The organism is Streptomyces sp. NPDC101490 (assembly GCF_044767145.1).
GTDB lineage: Bacteria > Actinomycetota > Actinomycetes > Streptomycetales > Streptomycetaceae > Streptomyces.
Window position 1 is genome coordinate 75,743 of record NZ_JBIWNI010000002.1, and the last position, 23,496, is coordinate 99,238.

Genomic DNA, 23,496 nt, shown 5'->3' on the forward strand with positions numbered 1-23,496 from the left:
GACATAGCCTCCCTTCTGTGACGCGAAAAGCCGCCCGTGTGCCGCACCGAGCCACCCGAGCCCTCCTCTCGGTACTGGCGGCGGCGTGGTGGCTCCTGGTGCCCGCCGTCCACGGGGCGCACGCCGACGACCCCGTCACCCTGTCCCGGGACGGCCAGATCACCGACCGGGTGGACGCCCTCGGCGACCGCCGCCCCGCCGTGGTCCGGGCCCTCGGCAGGCTCTACGACGCCCGGCGCGTCCAGCTCTTCGTCGTCTACGTCCGCGACTTCTCCGGACGCGGCGGACAGGACTGGGCCGACGCCACCGCCCAGCGCAACGGCCTCGGCGCCGACGACCTGCTCCTCGCCGTCGCCACCCACGACCGCCGCTACGGCTACTCCGCCGACCCCGCCTCCCGCTTCACCCGCGCCCAGCTCGACGACGTCGCCCGCACCGCGATCGAACCCGCGCTCCGGCAGAACGACTGGGCGGGCGCCGCCATCGGCGCCGCCGACGGCTACGCGGCCGTCCTCGCCGACCTGCCCGTGCCCGTCCCCGCCGTCACCCCCGGACCGGCCGACCCCGGCGCCGCCTCCGAGAGCGGCGGCTCCGCCACCGACCTGGTGCTGCCCGTGGTGCTCGTCGGCGGCGCCGGGGCCGTGGCGGCGTACGCGTACGTCAAGAGGCGCCGCAGGACCGAGACCCGCACCACCCCCGGCGGCGACCGGGGCTGGGGCCCGCCCCCCGAAGCCGCCCCGCCGTCCCTCGACGCGCTCGACGGGGAGGCCCGCAGGGCCCTGGTCGCCACCGACGACGCCGTCCGCACCAGCCGGGAGGAACTCGGCTTCGCGACCGCCCAGTTCGGCGACGAGGCGGTCCGCCCCTTCACCGAGGCGGTCGCCTTCGCCGAGGAACGGCTGACGGCCGCCTTCCGGCTGCGCCAGCGGCTCGACGACGCCTTCCCCGAGGACGACGCCACCCGCCGGGAGCTGCTCACCGAGATCCTGCGCGGCTGCGCCGAGGCCGACGCCCGGCTCGACGCCGAGACCGAGGACTTCGACCGGCTCCGGGCCCTGGAACGGACCGCGCCCGAGGCCCTGCTGGCCGTCGAGGCCGCCTTCCGCGAGCAGACCGGCCGGACGGGCGCCGCCGAGGCGACCCTGGCGGCCCTGCGCGAACGGTACGCGGACAGCGCCTCCGCCCCCGTCGGCGGCGACGTCGAGCAGGCCAAGGACCGGCTGGTCTTCGCGACGACCCATGTCAACCAGGCCCGCCAGCGGATCGACACCGGGGACAACGGCGGGGCCGCCGTCCACATCCGGGCCGCCGAGGGAGCCGTGGGCCAGGCGGCCCGGCTGATCGGGGCCGTGGACCGGCGGGCCCGGGAACTGGCCGAGGCGGCCGGCCGGCTGACCGGGGCCCTCGCCGAGACCGACGCCGACCTCGCGGAGGCCCGGGGGCTGCTGGAGGGCGCCCGGGACGGCGCGGCCACCGCCGACCTCCGGGGCCGGACCGCCCGCGCCGCGTCGGTGCTCGCCGAGGTCCGGCGGGCCGTGGACGCCGGACGGTACGACCCCATCGACGCGCTCCGCCGGATCGAGGAGGCCGACACCGCGCTCGACGAGGCCCTGGCCGGGGCCAGGGAGCACGTCTCGGGCGACCGGCGCGCCCGCGCGCTCCTCGGCCAGGCGACGCTGACGGCCCGCTCGGCGGTCGGCGCCGCCACGGACTACGTCACCACGCACCGGGGCGCGGTCGGGGCCGAGGCCAGGACCCGGCTGGCCGAGGCCCAGCGGCACCTGGAGGAGGCCGGGTCCCTGGCCGGGGCCGACGAACCGGCCGCCGCCCTCGCCGAGGCCCAGCGGGCGGACGCGCTCGCCCGCCGCGCCCAGGACCTCGCCGAGCGGGACGTACGGGCCTACGGCAACCCGAACGGCCCCGGGGGCGGTCCCGGCGGCTCCGGCGGTCCGTTCGGGACGGCCGGAACCGGTGGCGGGCTCGGCGGTGCGGTGCTCGGCGGCATCATCCTCGGCGGACTGTTCGGCGGCGGGTCCGGCGGACACGGCCGGGGTCCCGGCGGCTCCGGCGGCCGGTCCGGGGGCTCCGGCGGCGGGCCCGGCAGCTTCGGGGGCAGCGGCACCCGTGGCCGGCTCGGCGGTGGCGGCCGCTTCTGAGCCCTGGCTGCGACCGGAACGACGACCTCTGAGCCCCGGCGGCGACCGGGACGACGACCTCACTCCCGTACCCCCGTTCCCTCCCTCTCCGTCCCCCACAAGGAGAAGCACCATGAGCAAGCAGACCGTCCTCGGCCGGGTGACCCAGCTGGCGAAGGCCAACATCCACGCCCTGCTCGACCAGGCGGAGGACCCGCAGAAGATGCTGGACCAGCTGATCCGCGAGTACACGGGCAACATCGGGGAGGCGGAGGAGGCGGTCGCCTCGACCATCGGGAACCTCCGGCTGATGGAGCAGGACCACCAGGAGGACGTGGCGGCGGCGAAGGAGTGGGGCGGCAAGGCACTCGCCGCCAGCCGGAAGGCCGACGCGCTGCGCGGCGCCGGGCAGGCGGCGGAGGCCGACCGCTTCGACAACCTGGCGAAGGTGGCGCTCGGCCGTCAGCTCCAGTCGGAGAAGGAGGCGCGGACGGCGGAGCCGACGATCGCCGCCCAGACCGAGGTGGTGGCGAAGCTGCGGACGGGCCTCGACCAGATGCGGGCCAAGCTGGGCGAGCTGACGGCGAAGCGGGACGAGCTGGTGGCCCGCGCCCGGTCGGCGCGGGCACGGAACACCATGACGGACGCGGTGCGGAACATCGACGTCCTCGACCCGACCAGCGAACTGAGCCGGTTCGAGGACAAGGTGCGCCGCGAGGAGGCGCGGGCCCTGGGCAAGGAGGAACTCGCGGCCTCCTCGCTCGACGCGCAGTTCGAGCAGCTGGACGCGCTGGGCGACAGCGCCGAGATCGAGGCCCGGCTCGCCGCGCTCAAGGAGTGACGGCCGGGGCGGGGCGACGACCGGGCGAGGCGGGGAGGAACGACTCGGGCCGGGCCGGAGGGGGTCTGGTCGAGCGGGGCCGGGCAGAGCCGAGCCGGGACCCAGCGGGGCCGGGCCGCGCGGGATCTCGGGCCGTGTGGGGCCTGGCCAGGTCGGGCCGGACGGGGCCCGGTCGAGCGGGGCCGGCGGGGTCGGGCCGCGCGGGACCCTCAGGCCCGGGCCGGGCCCGGGGTCAGAACATGCTCAGGAGCTGTTCCACCGTGGGCTCCGCCGTGCCCTCGCCGTCCGGGAGGTCCAGTTCGAACCAGACGGTCTTGCCGCGCGGGGTCCGCCGCGCGCCCCACGAGGAGCTGAGGAGCCCGACGAGCTGGAGGCCCCTGCCCCCCTCGTCGGTGTCCTTGGCGCGGCGGCGGCGCGGCTGGACGAGCCCCGCGTCCCACACCTCGCACACGAGGGTGCGGTCGCGGAGCATCCGCAGCCGGATCTCCCCCTCGCCGTACCGGAGCGCGTTGGTGACGAGTTCGCTGACGAGGAGTTCGACGGTGTCCACGAGCCCTTCGAGGCCCCAGGCACCCAGCTGCGCGCGGGCGAGTTCCCGGGCGCGGCCGACCGAGCGGGGCTCCCTGGGCAGCTGCCAGTCGCCGACCGCCTCGCCGGGCAGTCCCTGGATCCTCGCCATGAGCAGGGCGATGTCGTCCTCGCCGTGCCCGGTGTTCAGGGTCGTGAGGACCCGGTCGCAGACGTCCTCCAGCGGGCGGACGGGGTCGGTGAGGGCCCGCTGGAAGGCGCTCAGGCCCTCGTCCAGGGGGTGGTCGCGGGACTCGACGAGGCCGTCGGTGTAGAGGGCGAGGAGTGCGCCCTCGGGCAGTTCGACCTCGACCTCCTCGAAGGGTTCGCCGCCGACGCCGAGCGGCATCCCGGGGGGTACGTCGAGCAGGACGGCGGCCTTGCCCGGTTCGACGAGGACCGGCGGGAGGTGCCCGGCGTTGGCGAAGGTGCAGCGGCGCGTCACCGGGTCGTAGACGGCGTAGACGCAGGTCGCGAGGTAGACCTCGGAGAGTTCGGGGCCCCGGCCCTTGTGGTTGCGGGACTGCTGGGCGCCGATGGGGGCGCCCAGTCCCCGGGCGATCTCGTCGAGGTGGGAGAGGACTTCGGCGGGTTCCAGGTCGAGCTGGGCGAGGGTGCGGACGGCGGTGCGCAGTTCGCCCATGGCGACGGCGGCGCGCAGTCCCCGTCCCATGACGTCCCCGATGACGAGGGCGGTGCGGTGCCCGGGGAGTTCGATGACGTCGAACCAGTCGCCGCCGACCTCGGTGGCGGCGGTCCCGGGCAGATAGCGGCAGGCGATGTCGAGTCCGGCCGCCTCCGGGTCGCCGGGCGGCAGGAGGCTGCGCTGGAGGATGAGGGCGCGCTCGTGCTCGCGGCGGTAGAGGCGCGCGTTGTCGATGGAGACGGCGGCGCGGGCGGCGAGTTCGGCGGCGAGGGCCCGGTCGCGCTCGCCGAAGGGTTCGCTGCCCTTGGTGCGGGAGAACTGGACGAGGCCGACGACGGTGTCGTGGGCGGTCATCGGGACGACCAGGGTGGACTGGACGAGGTCCCCCCCGGAGCCGGGGACGGTCCGGAGGCGGCCGGTCCGCAGGGCTCCGGCGCACGGCGAGTTGAAGGGGTAGCGGTGGACGGCGCCGACCTCGATGTGTTCGGGGCCGCAACAGCCGCTGCCGGGTTCGTGGCCGCCGTCGGTTCTCAGGGCGGCGTCCGAGACGGCGCTGGCGAAGGCGACCCTGCGCAGTTCGGCGCTGCCCGCTCCGTAGCCGATGTCGTGGGAGCTGCCCCACCGGCCCGGTGGTGCTTCGTCGCCGGTGAGCAGGCCCTGGTAGAGGTCGACGGAGGCCAGGTCGCAGAAGCCGGGGACGGCGACGTCGAGGAGGGCGCGGGCGGTGGCCTCCAGGTCGAGGGAGTTGCCGATGCGGGCGCCCGCCTCGTTGAGGAGGGCGAGGTTGCGGCGTGCGCTGGCCGCTTCCCTGGCGGTGCTGTGGCGGCGGGTGACGTCGATGCCGAGGCCCGCGACGCCGATGGGGCGCCCCGAGCCGCTGTGCACCCGGTAGAGGTTGACGGACCAGTGGCGGCGGTCCCTGGCGCCGGGCGCGGCGCCGATGATCTCGAAGTCGGTGACGGACTCGCCGGTGTCGAGGACGCCCCGGAGGGCGGCGGTCAGCCGGTCGGCCTCGGCGCGGCCGAGGTAGTCGTGGACGGTACGGCCCCGGTGGTCGTCGGCGGAGCCGCCGAAGACGGTGGCGAACCGCCGGTTGGCCCGCTTGACGGTGAGGTCGGTGCCGAAGAGGAGGAAACCGAAGGGAGATTGGCCGAAAATCGCCTGCGAGGCGGCGAGGTCGGTCTCGATCCGGCGCAGGGCGCGCACATCGACGACGATGCAGAGCGCGGCCCGCTCCCCACTGGGGGTCTCGCTGGGCATGACGTACATCTCGGCGATGCCACGGGGCCGGTCCTCGCCGGGGACGCGGAACGGGACGAGGCCCGTCCACTCCTTGCCGTCGAGGATCTCCCGGACCCTGCGCCGGCCGCGCTCACGCAGGTCGGCGGGCATGAAGACCTCGACGGGGTCCTTGCCCCTGGCCTCTTCGGCGGTGACTCCGAAGAGGTCGACGGCCCGTCGGCTCCACTGCTCGACGAGGCCGTCGGGCCCGATCGAGAAGGACGCCACCCGGATGTAGTCATAGATGGAGCCGGGCGGGCTGCTGTGCCACACGACGCCGCCGCTCGCCGTCTCAGGTATCTCGCTCACGCGACCGTCCCCTCCAGCTCACCGCACCGGACCGGCCATGCCCGCAGTATTCAGCACCTCGGGCACCGGCGGCACGACGTTCACGATCACAGGGTGGTCTCGTTCGCCTGACGCCGAGTACCGGTGATCGTCGTCCCTTCCTGTTTACTCACCAGGCAGAGCCAGCTCGAACCATACGGTTTTGCCCTTACTTCCCTTACGGGTTCCCCAGCGGCGTGCGGAACAGGCCACGAGACCGAGTCCGCGCCCCCCTTCGTCCTCCGGTCCCGGGGCGCGCTCGGTCGGCGGATCCGGAAGCGGATCGGAGACCTCCACCAGGAGCCCAGGCGGGCGGGAGGGGTCGGACCGGTCGCGGTCGGGGCGGACCAGACGCACTCCGATGGGCCCCGACGCGTACCGCAGGGAGTTGGTCACCAGCTCGCTGACCAGCAGGACGGTCACATCTCCGAGCTCCGAGTCGAGCTCCCAGGCCCGCAGCGTCTCGCGCACCGCGTGGCGTGCCGTACGCACGGCGTTCGCCTCCGCGGGGAAGTTCCACTCGGCGCGGTCGCCGTCGGTGTCGATCACACCCGATCACTTCCCCAGCCGTGCGTCAGCAGGAAGGCCCACGTCCTCTTCCAACGGGTCATTCAGGACATACCCGTAATTTGGTACGAGATATCGCGCTGGGCGCAACAGCGGGCGCACGGTGGCACGAACGGCGTAGGGACTCAGCCGTGTGCTCCGGTCACGGGGGTCGCGGGGAGCCCGCGCGCGGCTTCCGCGACGGCGGGCCGGTCCTGGTCGAGCCAGTCGACCGAGTCCAGTTCGGCCCGGGTCAGCCAGCGGAGTTCGTCGTGGTCCTCCAGGGGGCGGGGTTCGCCGGAGAGCAGCCGGGCGGTCCACACCCGCAGGACGTAGCCGGGCTTGAGCGGCCATTCGCCGGGGATGCGCTCCCCCGGTTCGACCTCGACGCCGAGCTCCTCGCGCAGTTCGCGGACGAGTGCCTCCTCGGGGGTCTCGCCCGGTTCGAGCTTGCCGCCGGGCAGCTCCCAGCGGCCCGCCAGCTCGGCGGGGGCGCTGCGGCGGGCGGCGAGCAGCCGCCCCCGGTCGTAGAGGGCGCCCGCGACGACCACGACGGGGCCGGGCGGCGGGGTGGGGCGGGAGGTGTGATCCGTCATGGGCGCGAGCGTAGCCCGGTCCCGGTCCAGGAGGCCCCGGCCCTTGGACGCCCGGCGGGCCGTCGGAGCCCGGGGCCGGGCGGGCCACCTGCGCTCCTGCCCGCCGGGTGCCGTCGGGGCCGCCGGAGCCCGGGGGCGGGCGGGGCCGTCCGAATCGCGCTCGTCGGGGAGCGTGGGCCGGTCGGGGCCGTCAGGATCCGGCGGATCAGAGGGCGGGGCTGCCGATGCGCTCGACCCAGTAGAGCTGCTTGTGGCCCCGGGCATCGAGGCTGTCGGCCATCTTCTGCGCTTCGTCCTCGGTCGCGTACCGCCCCACTCGGTAGCGGTTGCCGTTGTCGTCCTGCCGGACGACGAGCCAGACGAGGACGGGGCCGCTTTCGGTCATCGGACTTCTCCCTCCGCCGCTCCGGGCGCCGCCATGGGTCTCCGGGAAACCTCGATCCGCATATGCCGGAGCTTACGCCTGACCTTCACACAGCGGATACGGAATTGCACGAAGAGATACGGATCGGCCGGGAACCGACGGAAGGCGGCCGACCGTGACGACGGGGACACCGCCCCCGACCCGCCGCCACCGGCACTGGCGCGGCACCCGCCCGCACCCTCTGGCCCCTCACGGCGAACGTCCCCGCAGATGGTGCCACGGAAGCACCCCACCCGGCAGCCGCACCCCCGAACACACGAGCCGGTTCCCGACCCCGGAACCCCGCGGAAGGTTCCACCCGTCCACCCGAAGGACGGGTGGCGCGTTCCCCGACAGAGCCGGGTGACCCAGGGGCGGCGAACGACGGGCGTCGGGCGTCGGGCGTCGGGCGTCGGGCGTCGGGCGTCGGGCGTCGGGCGTCGGGCGTCGACAGCAAGATCGCAGAAGACCGGTCACGACACGGCCGACCGCGAGCCGCCGGACCGCCGATCCCCGGCTCACCGCTCACCGCACCGCCGGACCGCCGATCCTCGAACCTCCGGATCTCGGACCAGGTCCGTACCCGCACAGTCGGCCGCCGGTACCGGCCTGGTCACCGGGTCACCTGGTCACCTGGCCACCGGGTCACCCACAGCCGGTCACGTGGCGGCCCGCCGGGCGGTCAGTGGCTCCTCGTACGGGCCCCGGGGCGCCCTCTCAGCGGACCGGCAGGTGGTAGGAGAGGCGGTAGCGGTCGGCGGGGACCACCACGTCGGCGGTCTCGACCGCGCGCCCGGAGGCGTAGTACGTGCGCTCCACGGCCATCACCACATGGCCCGGCACCCCGCCCAGCGCGAGGAGTTCCTCGGCGAGCCCCGGCCGGGCGCCGACCTCCTCCACCACGTTGTCCACCACGACGTCGATGGCCGCCATGCGCTCGACGACACCGCAGCCGCCGAGCGGCCCCTCCTCGGGCAGCATCACCGGGGTGCGGCCGGTGACCGCGAGGGGCTCCCAGGAGGTGGCGACCATCATGGGCTCGCCGCCGTCCCGGTACACGTACCGGGTGCGCATCACCCGCTCCCCCGGCTCGATGCCGAGCCGCTCGGCCACCTCGGGGGCCGCGGGCTCCTGCTCGCTGTTCGAGTCCCAGGTGCCCCGGGCGCCCTCGTCCGCCTGCTCCTGCCGGAAGGGATTGGCGCCGGTCGCGGGGCGGTACCCGGAGCGGGAGATCCGGCGCGGCACCGGCCGCTCGCGCACATAGGTCCCCGAGCCGGACCGCCCCTCCACCAGCCCCTCGGCCATGAGCACCTTGCGGGCCTCCAGCGCGACCGTGTCCGACACCCCGTACTCCTCGCGGATGCGCGCCTGCGAGGGGAGGCGGGTGTGCGGCGGGAGCGAGCCGTTGGCGATCTTCTCCCGCAGATCGCTCGCCACGCGCAGATAGGCGGGCTGCTCACCGAACGTCACTGGACACTCCCCTCAGGTTGACTGTCAGCTACAGAGTGACAACCGTCGGTCGCGGTCCGCAAGCATGGGCCAGAGTTTCACTCGAAGTGATGACGCAAGGGTCCGACCCCTTGCCCCCAGGAACCCGCCGGGCTAGACGCCGCCGGACCGCGCCGAATCCACCGGCCCCGCCGCGTCCGGACGAGCCCGCACCCACGGACCGACGCCACCCCGGGGACACTCCGATCCACCCCGGACACCCCCTCGCCGCCGACCCCCATTTCGCCGAACCTCCGCCCCCCGCAAGGAGCTTGGCCCGGCCGATGGATGCCGTAGGCACTTGATCGAATACCGCCGAACCCCTTGACCTGATTGGTACAGACCAATACTTTCCTGCCAGCACGCCGCACGCTCCAGCCCGCCTCGCACAGGAACGAGCCCATGCGTCCCAGAGTCATGACCAAGCTGACCCTCGGCACCGCCGCCGCGGCCGCCCTCGGCCTCCTCGCCACCCTGGCCCCCGCCGCCGACGCCCACCAGCCCGCCTCGCAGAAGCCCGCGCTCAAGCGCATCGGCTACTTCACCCAGTGGGGCATCTACGGCCGGAACTTCCAGGTCAAGGACCTGGAGACGAGCGGCACCGCCGCCAAGCTGAGCCACATCAACTATGCCTTCGGCGTGGTCGACGCCGATGGAAAGTGCCAGATGGGCAACCTCCCCGGCTCCGACCCGTGGGCGGACTACGTGCGCCCGGTCGACGCCGCCTCCTCGGTGGACGGCGTCGGGGACACCGCCGACCAGCGGCTCGCCGGAAGCTTCAACGAGCTGCGTGAGCTGAAGGCGAAGCACCCCGGGCTCAAGGTCATGATCTCGCTGGGCGGCTGGAGCGGCTCCGCCTACTTCTCCGACGCGGTCCGCACCGACGCCGGGCGCAAGAAGCTCGTCTCCTCCTGCATCGACACCTACATCAAGGGCAACCTGCCCGTCGACGGCGCCCGCGGCGGCGCCGGTGCAGCCGCCGGGGTCTTCGACGGCGTCGACCTCGACTGGGAGTGGCCGGGCTCCGACGGCGCCCCCGGGAACGTGATCCGCCCCGAGGACAAGCCCAACTTCACCAAGCTCGTACGGGAGTTCCGCACCCAGCTCGACACCTACGGGCGCTCGCTGCCGAAGCGCAAGCACTACGACCTCAGCGCGTACGTGCCCACCGCCCCCGCCAAGATCGACGCGGGCTTCGAAGTCGCCAAGATCATGCGGGACTTCGACTTCGTGAACCTCCAGGGCTACGACTTCCACGTGTCCGGCGAGTCGACCGCCAACCACCAGTCCGCGCTGTACGCCAGGAACGACTTCAGCGTCGACCAGACCGTCAACGACTGGCTGCGGCGCGGCGCCCCCGCCCACAAGCTGGTGGTCGGAATGCCGTTCTACGGCCAGGGCTGGACCGGTGTCACCGGCGGCGGCGACGGCCTCGGCCAGCCCGCCGCGGGCCCCGCCCCCGCGACCTGGACGGCCGGTTCCGAGGACTACAAGCACCTGAAGACCCTGGCCGCCTCGGGCACGTACAAGGTCTACCGGGGCTACCGCGACGGGCACGCCTGGCTCTTCGACGGCACCACCCTGTGGACGTACGACGACCCGACCGTGCTGCGCGCCAAGGCGAAGTACGTGCGCCAGAACGGGCTCGGCGGCGCGATGATCTGGTCGCTCGACGGGGACACCGCGAACGGCGAGCTGATCACCGCCATCGACCGGGGCCTCACCCGCCGCTGACCACCTCCCCGGCCGCCCCGCACGGGCGGCCGGGCCCCTGACCGCGGACCGGCGTCCCGCCGTACGCGGTGCACCGGAACGGCGGTCGGTCACGGGCCGCCGTCCCCGGGACACCGTCTCGGTCCGCGCACGACGGGGCCGGGCCTCCGAGAGGAGACCCGGCCCCGTTCCCGTGCCTGTATCCGTACCCGTACCGGTACCAGTAATCGGAACCCTTACGGGGAACCCGCGCTCGGGACCCGTAGGGCGAACCCCGTACGGGGAATCCCGGATCCGGGACCCGTACGGAAGACCCCGGACCCGGGACCCGTACGGGAAACCCCGGACCGGGGACCCTCACGGGAAACCCCGGACCGGGAACCCTCACGGGGAATCCCGGACCGGGGTCGCCGTACCCGGAGTCCCGTGGTCAGACCGAGGTTTCCGTGCCCGGGTCCGTCGGGGGCTCTGCCGTCAGGCGGAGCGCGGTGCGGACCTTCACTCCCAGGTCCTCGGGCAGGTGGTCCCAGACCTCGGCGTACGCCACCCAGTAGGTCTCCGAGTCGGCGGCGACCGCCAGCTTGCCCCACTCCGTGGACGCCGTCGCGAGCTGCTGGCCCAGGGCGTCGGCCTGGGCCCTGGCCGTGCCCGGCCAGACGTGCCCCCGCAGACCGGCCCGCGCCCCGTCGATGGCCACGACCATCTCCCCGGCCCACTTCTTGTTGGCCGCGAGGTCCTCGTCCGGGTCCGCCTCCGGCTCCGCGTAGGACACCGTCTCGATCGGGTTGACCGTCTTCAGGAAGTGCAGCTGGTCGGCGTCGAGCGTGGTCGCGTCGGCGCGCAGCGAACCGGTGAGCTTCTCCTTGTCACCGAAGTACGCGCAGGTCACGGTCCGGTCGCCGAGCCGCCAGCTCTGCTTGCTCGGCAGGTAGTAGTACGTCCAGGCGTCGAGCGGCACGGCCCAGGTGTCCAGCGCGTAGGCGGTGTTGACCTTCTCGCAGCGCTTCTCCGCGATCGTGTCGATGGCGTCCTCGCCGGGCCACGCGTCGAAGCCGGTGACCTTGAAGTCGCCGGTGACCTCGCCCTCGTGCGGCCGGGCGCAGTCGACCAGCGTGACGCCGGTGGTGTACTCGGCCTTCTCCGCGCTCCGGTCGTCGAAGCACTGTCCGGTCCGCAGGTCCATCGGCGACTTCGAGCGGGCGGCCTCGTCCACCCCCTCCTTGAAGCCGTCCCAGACCGTGCGGAAACCACCGGTGGCGAAGCCGACGACGATCAGCAGACAGCTGACGACGGAGAGCGCGATGCCCGTGACGGCCAGGCCCTTGCCCGCCTGCCCCCGCTTCTTGATCTGCGGGAGGGCGACGAGCCCGAGGACCAGCCCGAGGGGCGGGAGGCAGCAGACGATGCCCGAGACGAGGGAGCCGATGGCGAGCCCGTTGGTGGTCCGGCGGGGCTGCCCGTACGGGCCCGTGCCGGGCGGACCGCCGTAGGGCCCCGCCGCGTACGGCATCCCCGGGGAGGTGTACGGGCCCGGCGCCGGGGCGGGCCATCCCCCCTGCTGCGGGCCCTCCCTGGGCGGCTGGGGCTGCTGGGGCGGTGGGGTCGGCTGGGTCGGCTCCACGGGGGCGGGCTCCTGATTTCGGGGCGGTCGGCGCGAACAAACGATCGAGCGCGCATCGTACGCGGCCGAAGGAAGGGCACGGACGGGCGGGGTGGGCGAAAGGGGGCGGGTGGGACATTCGGGCAGGTGGGACATTCGGACGGGTGAGGTAGGCGGACGGGTACGGCATCCGGGCAGGTAGGGCATTCGGGCCAGGGCTGCCGAGGACGGCGACGACAGCGGCGGCAGGGGGAAGGCGGCCTGAAGGCACGGCAGGGGAAGGACGGCCGGAAGGGGCGGCCGCCCGTAGGCGACCGCCCCTCGTGCTTCAGCCTTCGTCGTTCAGCCGGTCGGGATCAGAACCACTCGGATCAGAACCACTCGGATCGGAACCGCTGGGACCGGAACCGCTGGGATCAGAACTGCAGGGCCCAGGAGTCGATCTTTCCGGTGTCGGCGGCGGCGTTGTCCGAGACCTGGAGCTTCCAGGTGCCGTTCGCCACCTCGGCGGAGGCGTTCACGGTGTACGTGGTGTTGATGTTGTCCGCGCTACCGCCGACGCCGAAGGCCTTCAGCGTGTAGGCCGAGCCGTCGGGCGCGATCAGCTGGACCTGGAGGTCACCGATGTAGGTGTGGACGATGTTCACCGGGACCTGGAGGGCGGCCGGGGCGTTGCCCGTGACACCGCTGACGGTGACCGGGGACTCGACGGTCGCGTTGTCGGCTATCGCGTAGTCGGCGGTGTTCTCGAACTTCGGGCCGGTGGGCGGGTTGGTGGAGCCGCCGCCCACGTACAGGAGCCGGTTCGGGGAACCGGTGCCGGGGTTGGTGACCACGTTCGGGGTGGCCGCGCTCGTGAGGGCGGCCGAGACCTGCGCCGGGGACGCGGTCGGGTTGCCCGCCAGGTAGACGGCTGCGGCACCGGCCGCGTGCGGGGCCGCCATCGACGTACCGGAGATGGTGTTGGTGGCGGAGTCGCTGGTGTTCCAGGACGAGGTGATGGAGGTGCCCGGTGCGAACAGGTCCAGGACCGTGCCGTAGTTGGAGAAGCTGGAGCGGGCGTCGGTGTTGGTCGTGGAGCCGACCGTGATCGCCTCGGCGACGCGGGCGGGCGAGAAGTTGTTCGCGTCGGCGTTGGAGTTGCCCGCCGCGACCGCGTAGCTGACGCCGGAGGCGATCGAGTTGCGGACGGCCTGGTCGAGGACGGTGTCCACGCCGCCGCCGAGGCTCATGTTCGCGACGGCCGGCTTCACGGCGTTCCGGGTGACCCAGTCGATGCCCGCGACGACCTGGGCGGTGGTGCCCGAGCCGGAGTTGTTGAGGACGCGGACGGCGACGATCTTCGCCTTCTTGGCGACGCCGTACGCCGTACCGGCGACCGTGCCGGCGACGTGGGTGCCGTGGCCGTGGCCGTCCTGCGCGACGTTGTCGTTGTCGATGGCGTCGTAGCCGTTGGAGGCGCGCCCGCCGAAGTCGGCGTGGGTGATCCGGACACCGGTGTCGATGACGTACGCCGTGACGCCCTCGCCCGCACTGTCCGGGTAGCTGTAGCTCTGGTTCAGCGGCAGCGCCTTCTGGTCGATCCGGTCGAGCCCCCAGGAGGGCGGGGACGGCTGCGTGCCGTCGACCGTGAAGACCCGGTTCTGGACCACCGACGTCACCGCCGGGTCGGCCGCGAGCTTCTTCGCCTGCGCCTCGGAGAGCTCGACGGCGTAGCCGTTGACCGCGGAGGTGTACGTGCGCTGGATCTTCGCGCCGAACTTGGCGGCCACCGCGCGGCCCTCGGCGCTCGCGGCGGGTGCCGACCCTTCGAGGGTCACGATGTAGCTGCCCGCGATGGTGCCCGGCGCTCCGGCGTTCCCGATGACGCCCTGGGGGGCCGTCGGCGCGGCGGCGGCCGGGAAGGCCGCGAGCGAGCCGAGCGCGAGGGCCGCGGCTGCCACGACCGCGGCGGTGGCGGTTCTCCGACGTGCGTCACGCGTCACTGACATGTGAGGTGTCCTCCTCGTGTGGGGGTGCTCTGCCGTGGGGGCATCGCTGTGGGGGGCTGGGGGTGTGGGGGTGCTGTGGGGGGAGGTGCTTGTGGTGCTTGTGGTGCGTGGGGCTGGGTGGTGCTGTGGGGGTGGCGCCATGAGGACGTGCGGTGGGGGGAACCAGAGGTGCACACGGGCATGGTGGTCACTTTTTAGCAGGCTCATGACAAGGCGATGCGAGGCTCGCACCGTCTCGCTTGACCGGCTGATGACCGAAAGATTGACTGATCCATAGGAAACCCACAAGAGCGCCCGACATTCCGCAACACCCGTGCCACACACCGGACATGACGATGCGCCAGATCGCCGATGGGTGCCCCGGTCGCCGTTCGGGACCCACCGGGCACGCGCTCACCTGGCGCTTCACCGCACAGCACCGCTCTCCGGACACCCGGCGCAGCCGAGCCATCTGGCGCCCCTCTCGCCCCATCCGTCACGGGGTAATTCACGGGGGCGTTACGCGCCACCGCCCCGCGCGGGACCCGAAGCGGGTCCTGGGCGGGGCGGAAGCGAGTCCCTGGGCAGGGCGGGGACGAGACCCGGGCGCCACGGGGGCGAGGACCGGGAAGGAGGCGGGGGCGAGGGCCGGGAGCACGCGCGGGCCGGACGCCGGGGCCGATACGGCGGCCGGGATCCGACCGTACGAGAACGGCCGGATCAGAACTCGTCGGCGCCGTTGCGCAGTTCCTCGGTCCAGTAACCCGTCTTCGCGGCGGACTCGTCGACGGCCAGGCCACCGGCCGGTGCCTTCACCACGACGCTGCCCTCGGCCGGGCCCCCGGCGGCGAAGAGGTTCACGTTGAACTCCTTCACGACCTTGTTGTTCTCGTGGACCCCGCCGAGCGAGACGCGGACGTTGGCGTACGCGGGGGCGCCGGGCCGCAGGACGACCGGGGCCGCGGGCCTGCTCTTGGCGACCGCCGGAACGTCCTTCGCGGTCTGGATCGGGCCGAAGGCGAGCAGCGGGTACTTCAGGAGGGTGCAGGCGCGGCCCGAGACGTTGGTGGCGGTGAGCACGATGTGCTCGGTCGGGACCTCGTCGGCCTTCGCCGCCGTGACCTTGATGTCGTTGTAGGCGCAGGCCGGGGCCTTGCCGGTGGACGAACCGCCGCCGGTGGACGAGCCGGTGGAGGAGCCGCCCGTGGAACCGGCCGTGGAGCCCTTCGAGCCGCTGCCGCCGTCGGTCGAGCCGCTCGTCGAGGCGCCGGTAGCGCCGGTGGAGCCCGAGCCGCCGCTCTTCGCCGCGGCCTGGTCCGTCGCACCCGCGGTGGTGGCCTTGTCGCCGGTGGCGCCCGTGGGCGCCTGCGCGGAGGCATTGCCCGCATCCTTGGCGCCGGTGGCGCCGTCCCCGCCGCAGGCGGTGAGACCGAGCGAGAGGGCGGCGACGGCCGCGGCGGCCAGGACGACGGACTTGTGGTGGTGACGCATGGTGGTTCTCCCCCGTGACGCGGTACGAGCCCTCTCCGAGTGGTGGGCCTCGTTCAGCTTCCGGCGCCGCACTGCCGTCCCGCTTGCGCGGTGCTAACGATCCGCTGTCAGCGGTGAAAGAGCGGCGCGGACGATCCACCGTCAGCGGTGAGGGAGCACCACGGACGATCCACGGTCGGCCACGAAAGAGCACCACGGACGATCCACCGTCAGCCATGAGAGAGCACCACAGACGATCCGCCGTCGACCACGAGAGGACGGCGCCGACGATCCGCCGCCAGCCATGGGAGAGCGTCTCTAGCGATCCGCCGTCAGCCGGGAGAGGTGTGCGGCGGCCCGCGCCGACCCCTCCGGGAAACCCGCCGCCTCGGACGCCACGATCGCCTGTTCCAGCTGGTCGGCGGCCTCTTCGAGGCGGCCGGAGCCCGCCAGCGCCTCGCCCCTGACGATCTGCAGCTGGGCCTGGACGACCACCGACTCCGGCGCGACGAGTTCCCCCGCGCGCAGGGTGTGCGCGAGCGCCGCCTCGAAGTCCCCGGCCTTCAGGCAGTGCGCCGCCAGGTGCTGGAGGGACAGCACCTGGGTGGACGGGTGCCCGATCCGGTCGGCGAGGGAGACCGCGTGCACCATCAGCAGCCCGGCCCGCTCGTGCTCCCCCGTCGCGTCCAGGACGGCGGCGTAGTTGACGTACGCGATGGTCTCGCTGATCGTGTCGCCGACCCGGGCGGCGAGACCGGGTGCCTTCTCCAGGTGGACGAGCGCCTCCGCGTTCCGGCCCTCCGCGTGCAGGATCCAGCCCAGCAGCGCCCGCACCCGGGACTGCGCGTCCAGGTCGGCGATGTGCTCGGCGGAGGCCAGCCCCGCCTTCAGGAGCGGTGTCCAGCCGTCCCCTATCCGCATCAGCATCAGCGGCCACTGCAGCAGGGCGAGCCGCCAGGCCCGGTCGTGCAGGCCGAGGGACGCGGCGGCGGTCACCGCGCCCTCCAGGGCGACGCGCTCCGCCACGTACCAGTCGAGGGCCGCCGTACGGTCCTCGAACTCCCGGGTGGCGGCGGGCCGCCGGGCGTCGGCGGGCAGCGAATAGCAGGGCTGGGAGCCCGGCTCGGCGGCGGCGTCCGCCGCGAGCCCGGTGTACAGGTAGTGGTCGAAGAGCCGGGGCAGCCCCTCCGGGTCGGCGTCCTCAGCGAGGTGCCGGGCGTACAGGCGCACCAGGTCGTGCGGCATCCAGCGGCCGGGCACCGACTCGGTGAGCAGATGGGCGGCGGCCAGCCGGTCCAGATCGGCGGACGCCTGCGCGGGCGAGGTCCCGGCGAGCGCGCCCGCCGCAAACCGGTCCAGATCGGACCCGGTGTGCAGACCGATCGCCCGGAACAGCCGGGCCGCGGACTCGGGCAGTTGCTGGACGGTGAGCCGCAGCGCCGCCGACACTCCCCGGTCCTCGATGTCCAGCAGCATCAACCGGCCCTGTTCGTCGGCGAGTTCACCGACCATCGCGTCCAGCGTCCAGCGCGGCCGTTCGGCCAGCCGGGCCGCCGTCACCCGCAGCGCGAGCGGCAGCCCGTCGCAGAGCCCGGCGAGCCGCGCGGCGGCGACGGGTTCGGCCGCGACCCGTTCCCCGCCGAGGACCGTGGTCAGGAGCGCGGCGGAGTCGGCCGGGGGCAGCAGCCCGAGGGGTACGGGCCGGGCCGCGTCGGAGGCCACGAGACCGCCGAGCCGGTCCCGGCTCGTGACCAGGGTGGTGCAGTGGTCGCCGCCCGGCAGCAGCGGCCTGACCTGCTCGGACGAGCGCGCGTTGTCGAGCAGGACGAGCAGTCTGCGGCCCGCCGTCAGGGACCGGAACAGCGCGCCCCGCGCCTCCACGGCCTCCGGGATGCGGCGCGGCGGGACGCCCAGGGCGAGCAGGAACTCCCGCAGCACGGCGGCGGTCTCGGGCGCCGGGGTGTCGCTGAAACCGCGCAGGTCGGCGAAGAGCCGGCCGTCGGGGTAGTCGGAGCGGCGCTCGTACGCCCAGTGGACCGCGAACGCCGTCTTGCCGACCCCGGCGGGCCCGGTGACCAGGCAGACCGGGCCGTCACCGCCGCGCACGGTCCGGTCGAGCACGGCCAGTTCGTAGCCGCGCCCGGTGAAACCGCGCGGCGCCCGGGGCAGGCCCTCCGGCGCGGGGGCCTCGGCGGGGGCGGCGGGGCCCGGCGCGGGCACCGGCTCGGCGGACCTCAGCAGCGTCGCGTACGCCTCGCTGAGGGTCTCGCCGGGGTCCACGCCCAGCTCCTCGGCGAGCAGCCGCCGGGTCCTGTGGTACCAGTCGATCGCGTCGGACTGCCGCCCGGAGCGGCCGAGGGCCAGCATCAGCGCGGCGGCCAGGGACTCCCGCAGGGGGTGCGCGACGGCCTCGGTCCGCAGCACGGCGGCGGCCCTGGCGTGCTCGCCCAGTTCGCCGTACGCCGCCGCCAGCGCCTCCACCGAGGCCAGCCGCAGCTCTTCGAGACCCCCAGCGGCGGCTTCGAGGGGACGGCTGTGCACGGTCCCGGTGAGCGCGGGCCCCTGCCAGTACGAGAGGGCCTCGCGGAGCATCCGTACGGCGTCGGCGGGTCTGCGCTGCACCCCGGCGAGTCCGACGAGTTCCTCGAACCGGTGGGCGTCGACGAGCGATTCGGGCATCCGCAGCACATACGCCGAGCCCTGGGTGGCCAGCTCGACCCCGTACGCCTCCGCGCCGTGCTCGGCGAGCAGCGCCCGCAACCGCGAGACATGCCCCTGGAGCACGGTCTTGGCGTGGGTGGGCGGCTCCTCCTCCCACAGTGCGTCGATCAACTGCTGTGTGTTCACAGCGCTGTTGGGGCGCAGCAGAAGCATCACGAGGAGGCTGGACCGCTTGGCGGGCCCCAGGGCAACGTCCCCGCCCTCCGTCACCAGCGCAACGGATCCGAGCAGCCGGAACTCCACCAATACACCTCCGCGGTCTTTCCCCCGTCCCCTTCCCCAGCAGTCGAGGATACGTGGGACACGGGGCCCGCCCGCGCCCCGGTGACCCCGGCGGACCCGCCTCGGCCGAATAACAGCGGAGGGGAACGGGAGGGGCCGCACCGGCCCGGTACCGGAGCGTTTCCGGACGATCACGGCCCGGGGTCGGGGCGGGGGACGGAGGGCGACACGGAGGCGGTACGGGGTGTTTTGGGCCTTCTGGGGGCGGGTGTCGGGGGCAGGCCTCGACCCCCGGGACTCGGGGGCGGGCCCGGGTCCGAGGTCCCGCGAGTCTGGGAAGTCGAGGTCAGGCGGGCGGACCGGGAGGAGGGTGAGGATCGGGGTTCGGGGGGCGTGGGCTGAAGGGTCGGGGGCGCGGCGGATTGGGGGGCGCGGCGACTGGGGGGCGCGGCGGCTGGGTCCAGAGGTCCGGGGGGGGAAGCCGGGACCCGGGGAAACAGGGGAAACAGGGGAAACCAGGCAAGCCGAGGAAGGCAAGGCCCCGGGCCGGGGCTCCGGCCCTCAGGCTCCCGGGGCGCCGGTCTCCGCGCTCAGCCGGGCCTGTTCGTCCTCGACGATCCGGCGGGCCAGCTCGACATCGGTGACGTCGACCGCGTCCGGGGTGGCCTCGGCCACGGCGGAACGCCGGGCGTACGCGTCGAACAGCCGGGTCTTGTCCTCCAGCATCCGCACCATGCGCTCGTCGACTCCCCCGATGGCGAGCAGCCGGTGCACCCGTACGGGCCGGACCTGTCCCATGCGATGGGCCCTGGCCACCGCCTGGTGCTCCAGGGTGGGCTTGATCTGCGGCTCGCAGAGGACGACGACGGACGCGGCCTGGAGGTTGAGGCCGACACCGCCCGCCTGGATCTGTGCGAGGAGCACCGCGGGGCCGCGGACGGCGGAGAAGTCGTCGACGAGCTGCTGCCGCCGGACGGCGGGAACGCTCCCGGCGAGCGGACCGAACACGGGGCCGAACGCCGGACCGGACACGGGACCGGACCCCGAAGCGCCACCACCGGAACGGCCGGAGGAAGCCCCGGCGGAACCGCCACGGGAACGGGCGCCGGAACCACCGGCGGAACCGTCGCCGGAGCCGCCACCGCGACCGTCGCCGGATGGATCGGCGAGGATCCCGCCGACCGCGTCGAGCACGTCCTTGAAGCAGGAGAAGACCACCGTCTTCTGCCCGTTCTCCCCGGCCTCCCGCACGATCTCCCGGAGCCGGTCCAGCTTGGCCGAGGTCGCGGGACGGGCGTACGCGGCCCGGCGCATGGCCATGAAGCCGCCCGCGCGGACGGCCTCGCGGTAGGCCTCCTCGTCGGGGCCGCTCAGCCGCTCCCACTCGTCGGTCCGCTGGAGGCTGGGCAGTTCGGTGAGCACGTCCTTCTGGTTGCGGCGCAGATAGACGGGAGCGACGGCCCGGCGGAAGGCGACCGAGTCGGTGGGGGCGGCCGAGTCGGTGGGGGCGGCCGAGTCGGTGGGGGCGGCCGAGTGGGTGGGGGCGGCCCGGCCGCCGAGGGAGCCCTTCCCACGGGACGACTCCCGCACGCCGGGGGATTTCCGGCCGCCGAGGGCCTTCGGTCCGCCGGTGGAGTCCCGCCCGCCGGTGGAGTCCCGCCCGTCGAGGGCGTCCGCGACCTCGGGGTCGAGCATCCGGACGAGGCTGCGGAACTCGTCGACGCGGTTCTCCATCGGGGTGCCCGTCATGAAGAGGCCGCGTTCGCAGCGCTCGGTCCACAGGGCGACCGCCTGGGAGCGTTTGGCCAGGGGGTTCTTCACGGAGTGGGCCTCGTCGACGACGAGCAGCCCGATCTCACCGCCGCCCGGCGGGGGGAAACCCCGGAGCGCGTCGAAGGTGGTCACGCCGACCCCGCCGTGCCCCTTCCAGTCGGCGAAGGCCCGGTGGCGGTCGGGTCCGTGGAGGAGCGTGACGCGCAGGGTGCTGCGGGCCTCGATCTCCCGGGTCCAGTTCACCAGGACACCGGCCGGGCAGACGACCATGAAGTGGCTCTGCCCCTCGGCGGCCAGGTGGGCGAGGACGGCGATGGCCTGGATGGTCTTCCCGAGGCCCATCTCGTCGCCGAGCAGCACTTTGCGCTGCGCGAGGACGAACCGGGCGCCGAAGGACTGGTAGCCGCGCAGCGAGACCCGGCGGTGGGTGTCGTCGAGGCGCTGGGCGCGTACCCGCTCGGCGACCGCCTCCGGCAGGAAGCCCTCGGCGGCGGCCGGGTCGGGCAGACGGCTGGAGACCTCCGCGAGGAGCCCGTAGTACTCGGCGGAACGCAGCTCGAAGTCGACCAGGGCGGCGGCGTCGGAAGGGAGCCCGCGCAGCAGGTCCACGGACGCCTGGGCGAAGAGACCGGGCAGGCCGGACTCCTCGGCCTCGTCCGTCAGGACACGCAGCTCGGCTACGGCCTCCAGGGCGCGGGCCCGCCCCTCCCGGCCGGCCAGGAGCATCCGGAACCGTCCGGCGACGGGCCGGGCGGCGGCGAGGAGGGGGTCGAGACGGCCGGTCAGGGCGGCGGCCCGGTCCACCGCGCGCCGGGCGTCGGGACCGGCCTCGACCAGGACGTGCAGGGCGGCGAGAAGCGCGGTGGTGCCAGGGTCCGGCCGGTCCACGTCGATGTGGATGGCAACCGTCTCGTCGACGGCTTCGGCGAACTGGCGTGCGGAGGCTATGAGTTGGTCGGCGGTGCGCTGCCCGACACCGGGTATCCGCCGGAGCCGGTGGGGCAGCTCGCCGAGGAGGTCCCCGACGGTGCGGAGCCCGCTCTTCTCGACGTTCCCCACCCGGAGGCGCCCCCCGGTGGCGTCCTGGAGCCGGGCGAGGGGGATGGCGTCCAGCTCCCGCCGGACGGCAGCCTCATGGAGGGGCCGGAGCGCCTCCCGTACGACCCCGACGGCCCGCCCGTGATCCCCGGCGACCGCCCGAGCCCCCTCCCCCAGCCGCACCCCCCGAGCGACAACCTCCCGCTCCCTACGCCCCACACCGTCCCCCTCTCTCCCGTCCCGCGCATCGTCCCACCCACCACCGACAGCCCCCGGTCCCCACCCCGAAGCCAGGCAGCCCCGGGACCTCCGCGATCCCGCGCCAACCCGAGAACACACAGCCCGGCCTTGTCCTGTTCGATCAGTTCGTCCCGCCCGTGACCGAATCCGTTCACGACGAGCGGCAGATCGCAAGGAAAGGAGAAGCGGAAGAGGCAACAGGCAACCCCGCCGAACCCCGATTCCTGAGGCACGCCTCGTGCCAGACTCACTCCCGGACGCGAAATGCGACTCCGTCGTCACGCTGGGTGTTCAGCACGCCGGTCGCCGCGTGCTCCAGTGAACGTCGGACGGAAGTTCCCTGTGAGGTGCACGGCTCTCACGGTCACTGTTCAAGAGGAGGTCAATGATGAGCACAACTCAGCCTTTCGGCCCCGAACTTCGCCGCTTACGACAGGAAGCGAGGCTTTCCCTGACCGAGTTCTCCGTAGCGCTCAACTACGACAAAGGACACCTCAGCAAGGTCGAACGGGGGGAGCGGTCCGCGTCCCTCGAACTGGCACGGCGGTGTGACGCCTTTCTCGGTGCGAACGGCGAGCTGCAGCGCCTGGCCATCCGCTCCGAGGCGGAACAGGACACGCCCGAGCCCGCCGCCACCCCGAGCCCTTGGGCCGTCGGGCGCCGAGAGGTCCTCGCCGCGGGTACGGGGGCGCTGATCGATCTCGGCCTGACGCTCGGTGGCCAGGCACTCCCCGCCGTCGCCGACCCGCTCCTCCCCTCCTTCCGGATGCAGTTCGACCAGCTGCGCAAGCTCGGGCAGTCCACCGCGCCGAAGGCCCTGCTTCCCCTGCTGGAGGCGCAGACACGCACAGTGACCGGGCTGGCAGCCAGCGCGGCGTCCCCCGCGAGGGCCCCCGCACTCCTGCTCGCCTCCCGGTTCGCGGAGTTCACCGGCTGGATGGCCCAGGAGGCCGGGAACAGCGACGCGGCGCTCGGCTGGACCGGAGAGGCAGCTGAACTGGCGCGCGCCGGAGGCGATCCGCACCTCAGCTCCTACGCACTCGTGCGACGCGCCCTGGTCACGTTCTACGACGGGGACGCCGCAGGCACTGTCGCCCTGGCCCGCCAAGCCCAGAGCAGCGGGCTTCCCCCACGCATCCGGGGGCTCGCCGCCCAGCGGGAGGCACAGGGACACGCGCTCATCGGCAACGAGCGCGACTGCCTCCACAGCCTCGACAGGGCGCGGGAACTCCTCGCCTCCGACGACGCCCGCAGCGGTACCGAGCCCGTGATCGGCACCACCCACGTGAGCGATCCGGCGGCAATGACGACCGGCTGGTGCCTGTACGACCTCGGTCGCCCCAGGGCCGCCGCCGAGATCCTCGACCGTGAGTGCCGCCGCCTCCCTCCGCACGCGCTCCGGACCCGCGCCCGCTACGGCTTCCGCAGGGCCCTGGCCCACGCCGCCTCCGGAGAGGTCGAGCACGCGTGCGCGATCGCCGGGGAGTTCCTCGGAGTGATGCCGGCCGTGCCCTCCGCGACGGTGAACAGCGACGTCCGGCGGCTCACACGGGAACTCTCCAGGTTCCGGAGCAGCCAGGCCGTCCACGACCTGCAGCCGGCGCTGGCGCGGGCTCTCGCTCCCTCACACGGCTGACACCACCCCCACGAACCGCACCGGCTTGAGCCGTCGGGCTCGCCGGACCGGCCGGTTTCCCGGGCCTTCCGGGATCCAGAACTCCTGACGGGGCCTTCCGCGCTTCCCTCTGCCGCGCCACATCGCAACCGGCGCCCCAGGGGGCTCCACAGCCCATGACCCCGGCACCGCGCCGCCCCCTTCCCACGGCCTCCGGACGCGCCATGCCCGCGCGCGGCCGGAGCGTCATGGCCGGGCGGCCTCACGTCCGGACCACACCTGTCATCCACCTCTCACGGAGGAA

General features: G+C 73.8%; 14 protein-coding genes. 4 read left to right on the forward strand and 10 right to left on the reverse strand.

Annotated elements, in window-relative coordinates:
* Nucleotides 1-17 precede the first annotated feature (17 nt).
* Entirely contained in the window at nt 18-2,156 is a 2,139-nt protein-coding gene (locus tag ACIRQY_RS04170; RefSeq protein WP_403922383.1) for a TPM domain-containing protein, read from the forward strand.
* 112 nt (nt 2,157-2,268) lie between these two features.
* Complete coding sequence (locus tag ACIRQY_RS04175; protein ID WP_403922385.1) at nt 2,269-2,976, forward strand: PspA/IM30 family protein; 708 nt, start codon at nt 2,269-2,271, stop codon at nt 2,974-2,976.
* Nucleotides 2,977-3,208: 232 nt separating this feature from the next.
* Here ACIRQY_RS04175 and ACIRQY_RS04180 read toward each other — a convergent pair whose 3' ends face one another.
* The 5 genes from ACIRQY_RS04180 to ACIRQY_RS04200 form a co-directional block, all read right to left on the reverse strand.
* A complete protein-coding gene (locus ACIRQY_RS04180; protein WP_403922387.1) occupies nt 3,209-5,779 on the reverse strand; it encodes a SpoIIE family protein phosphatase in 2,571 nt (856 codons plus the stop codon).
* A 144-nt stretch (nt 5,780-5,923) separates the two neighbouring features.
* On the reverse strand, nt 5,924-6,346 hold the full coding sequence (locus tag ACIRQY_RS04185; protein ID WP_351792664.1) for an ATP-binding protein: 423 nt from the start codon (nt 6,344-6,346) through the stop codon (nt 5,924-5,926).
* Between the two features lie 143 nt (nt 6,347-6,489).
* Nucleotides 6,490-6,939 (reverse strand): (deoxy)nucleoside triphosphate pyrophosphohydrolase, encoded by a 450-nt coding sequence (locus ACIRQY_RS04190; protein WP_403922389.1) that lies wholly within the window; start codon nt 6,937-6,939, stop codon nt 6,490-6,492.
* 205 nt (nt 6,940-7,144) lie between these two features.
* On the reverse strand, nt 7,145-7,324 hold the full coding sequence (locus ACIRQY_RS04195) for an SPOR domain-containing protein (protein ID WP_351792669.1): 180 nt from the start codon (nt 7,322-7,324) through the stop codon (nt 7,145-7,147).
* 735 nt (nt 7,325-8,059) lie between these two features.
* Nucleotides 8,060-8,812, reverse strand: a complete 753-nt coding sequence (locus tag ACIRQY_RS04200; RefSeq protein WP_351792672.1) for a GntR family transcriptional regulator — start codon at nt 8,810-8,812, stop codon at nt 8,060-8,062.
* A gap of 420 nt (nt 8,813-9,232) precedes the next feature.
* Between ACIRQY_RS04200 and ACIRQY_RS04205 the strand changes: the two genes are divergently transcribed.
* Nucleotides 9,233-10,564: a glycoside hydrolase family 18 protein gene (locus tag ACIRQY_RS04205; protein WP_351792674.1), complete on the forward strand. Its 1,332-nt coding sequence runs from the start codon at nt 9,233-9,235 to the stop codon at nt 10,562-10,564.
* Nucleotides 10,565-10,973: 409 nt separating this feature from the next.
* Here ACIRQY_RS04205 and ACIRQY_RS04210 read toward each other — a convergent pair whose 3' ends face one another.
* From ACIRQY_RS04210 to ACIRQY_RS04230, 5 genes are all read right to left on the reverse strand, one after another.
* A complete protein-coding gene (locus ACIRQY_RS04210; RefSeq protein WP_403922391.1) occupies nt 10,974-12,164 on the reverse strand; it encodes a DUF4190 domain-containing protein in 1,191 nt (396 codons plus the stop codon).
* A gap of 395 nt (nt 12,165-12,559) precedes the next feature.
* Nucleotides 12,560-14,134 carry a S8 family serine peptidase gene (locus ACIRQY_RS04215; RefSeq protein ID WP_351792679.1) on the reverse strand — a complete coding sequence of 525 codons (1,575 nt, stop codon included), beginning with the start codon at nt 14,132-14,134 and terminating at the stop codon, nt 12,560-12,562.
* Between the two features lie 699 nt (nt 14,135-14,833).
* Nucleotides 14,834-15,604, reverse strand: coding sequence for a DUF4232 domain-containing protein (locus ACIRQY_RS04220; protein WP_403922393.1), 771 nt, complete (start codon nt 15,602-15,604; stop codon nt 14,834-14,836).
* A 297-nt stretch (nt 15,605-15,901) separates the two neighbouring features.
* Nucleotides 15,902-18,547 (reverse strand): BTAD domain-containing putative transcriptional regulator, encoded by a 2,646-nt coding sequence (locus tag ACIRQY_RS04225; RefSeq protein ID WP_351792685.1) that lies wholly within the window; start codon nt 18,545-18,547, stop codon nt 15,902-15,904.
* A 540-nt stretch (nt 18,548-19,087) separates the two neighbouring features.
* A complete protein-coding gene (locus ACIRQY_RS04230; RefSeq protein ID WP_403922395.1) occupies nt 19,088-21,520 on the reverse strand; it encodes a DEAD/DEAH box helicase in 2,433 nt (810 codons plus the stop codon).
* Between the two features lie 445 nt (nt 21,521-21,965).
* Here ACIRQY_RS04230 and ACIRQY_RS04235 point away from each other — a divergent pair, with 445 nt between their 5' ends.
* The gene (locus ACIRQY_RS04235; RefSeq protein WP_403922397.1) at nt 21,966-23,213 is read left to right on the forward strand and encodes a helix-turn-helix domain-containing protein; all 1,248 of its coding nucleotides are present in this window, start codon (nt 21,966-21,968) and stop codon (nt 23,211-23,213) included.
* Nucleotides 23,214-23,496 lie beyond the last annotated feature (283 nt).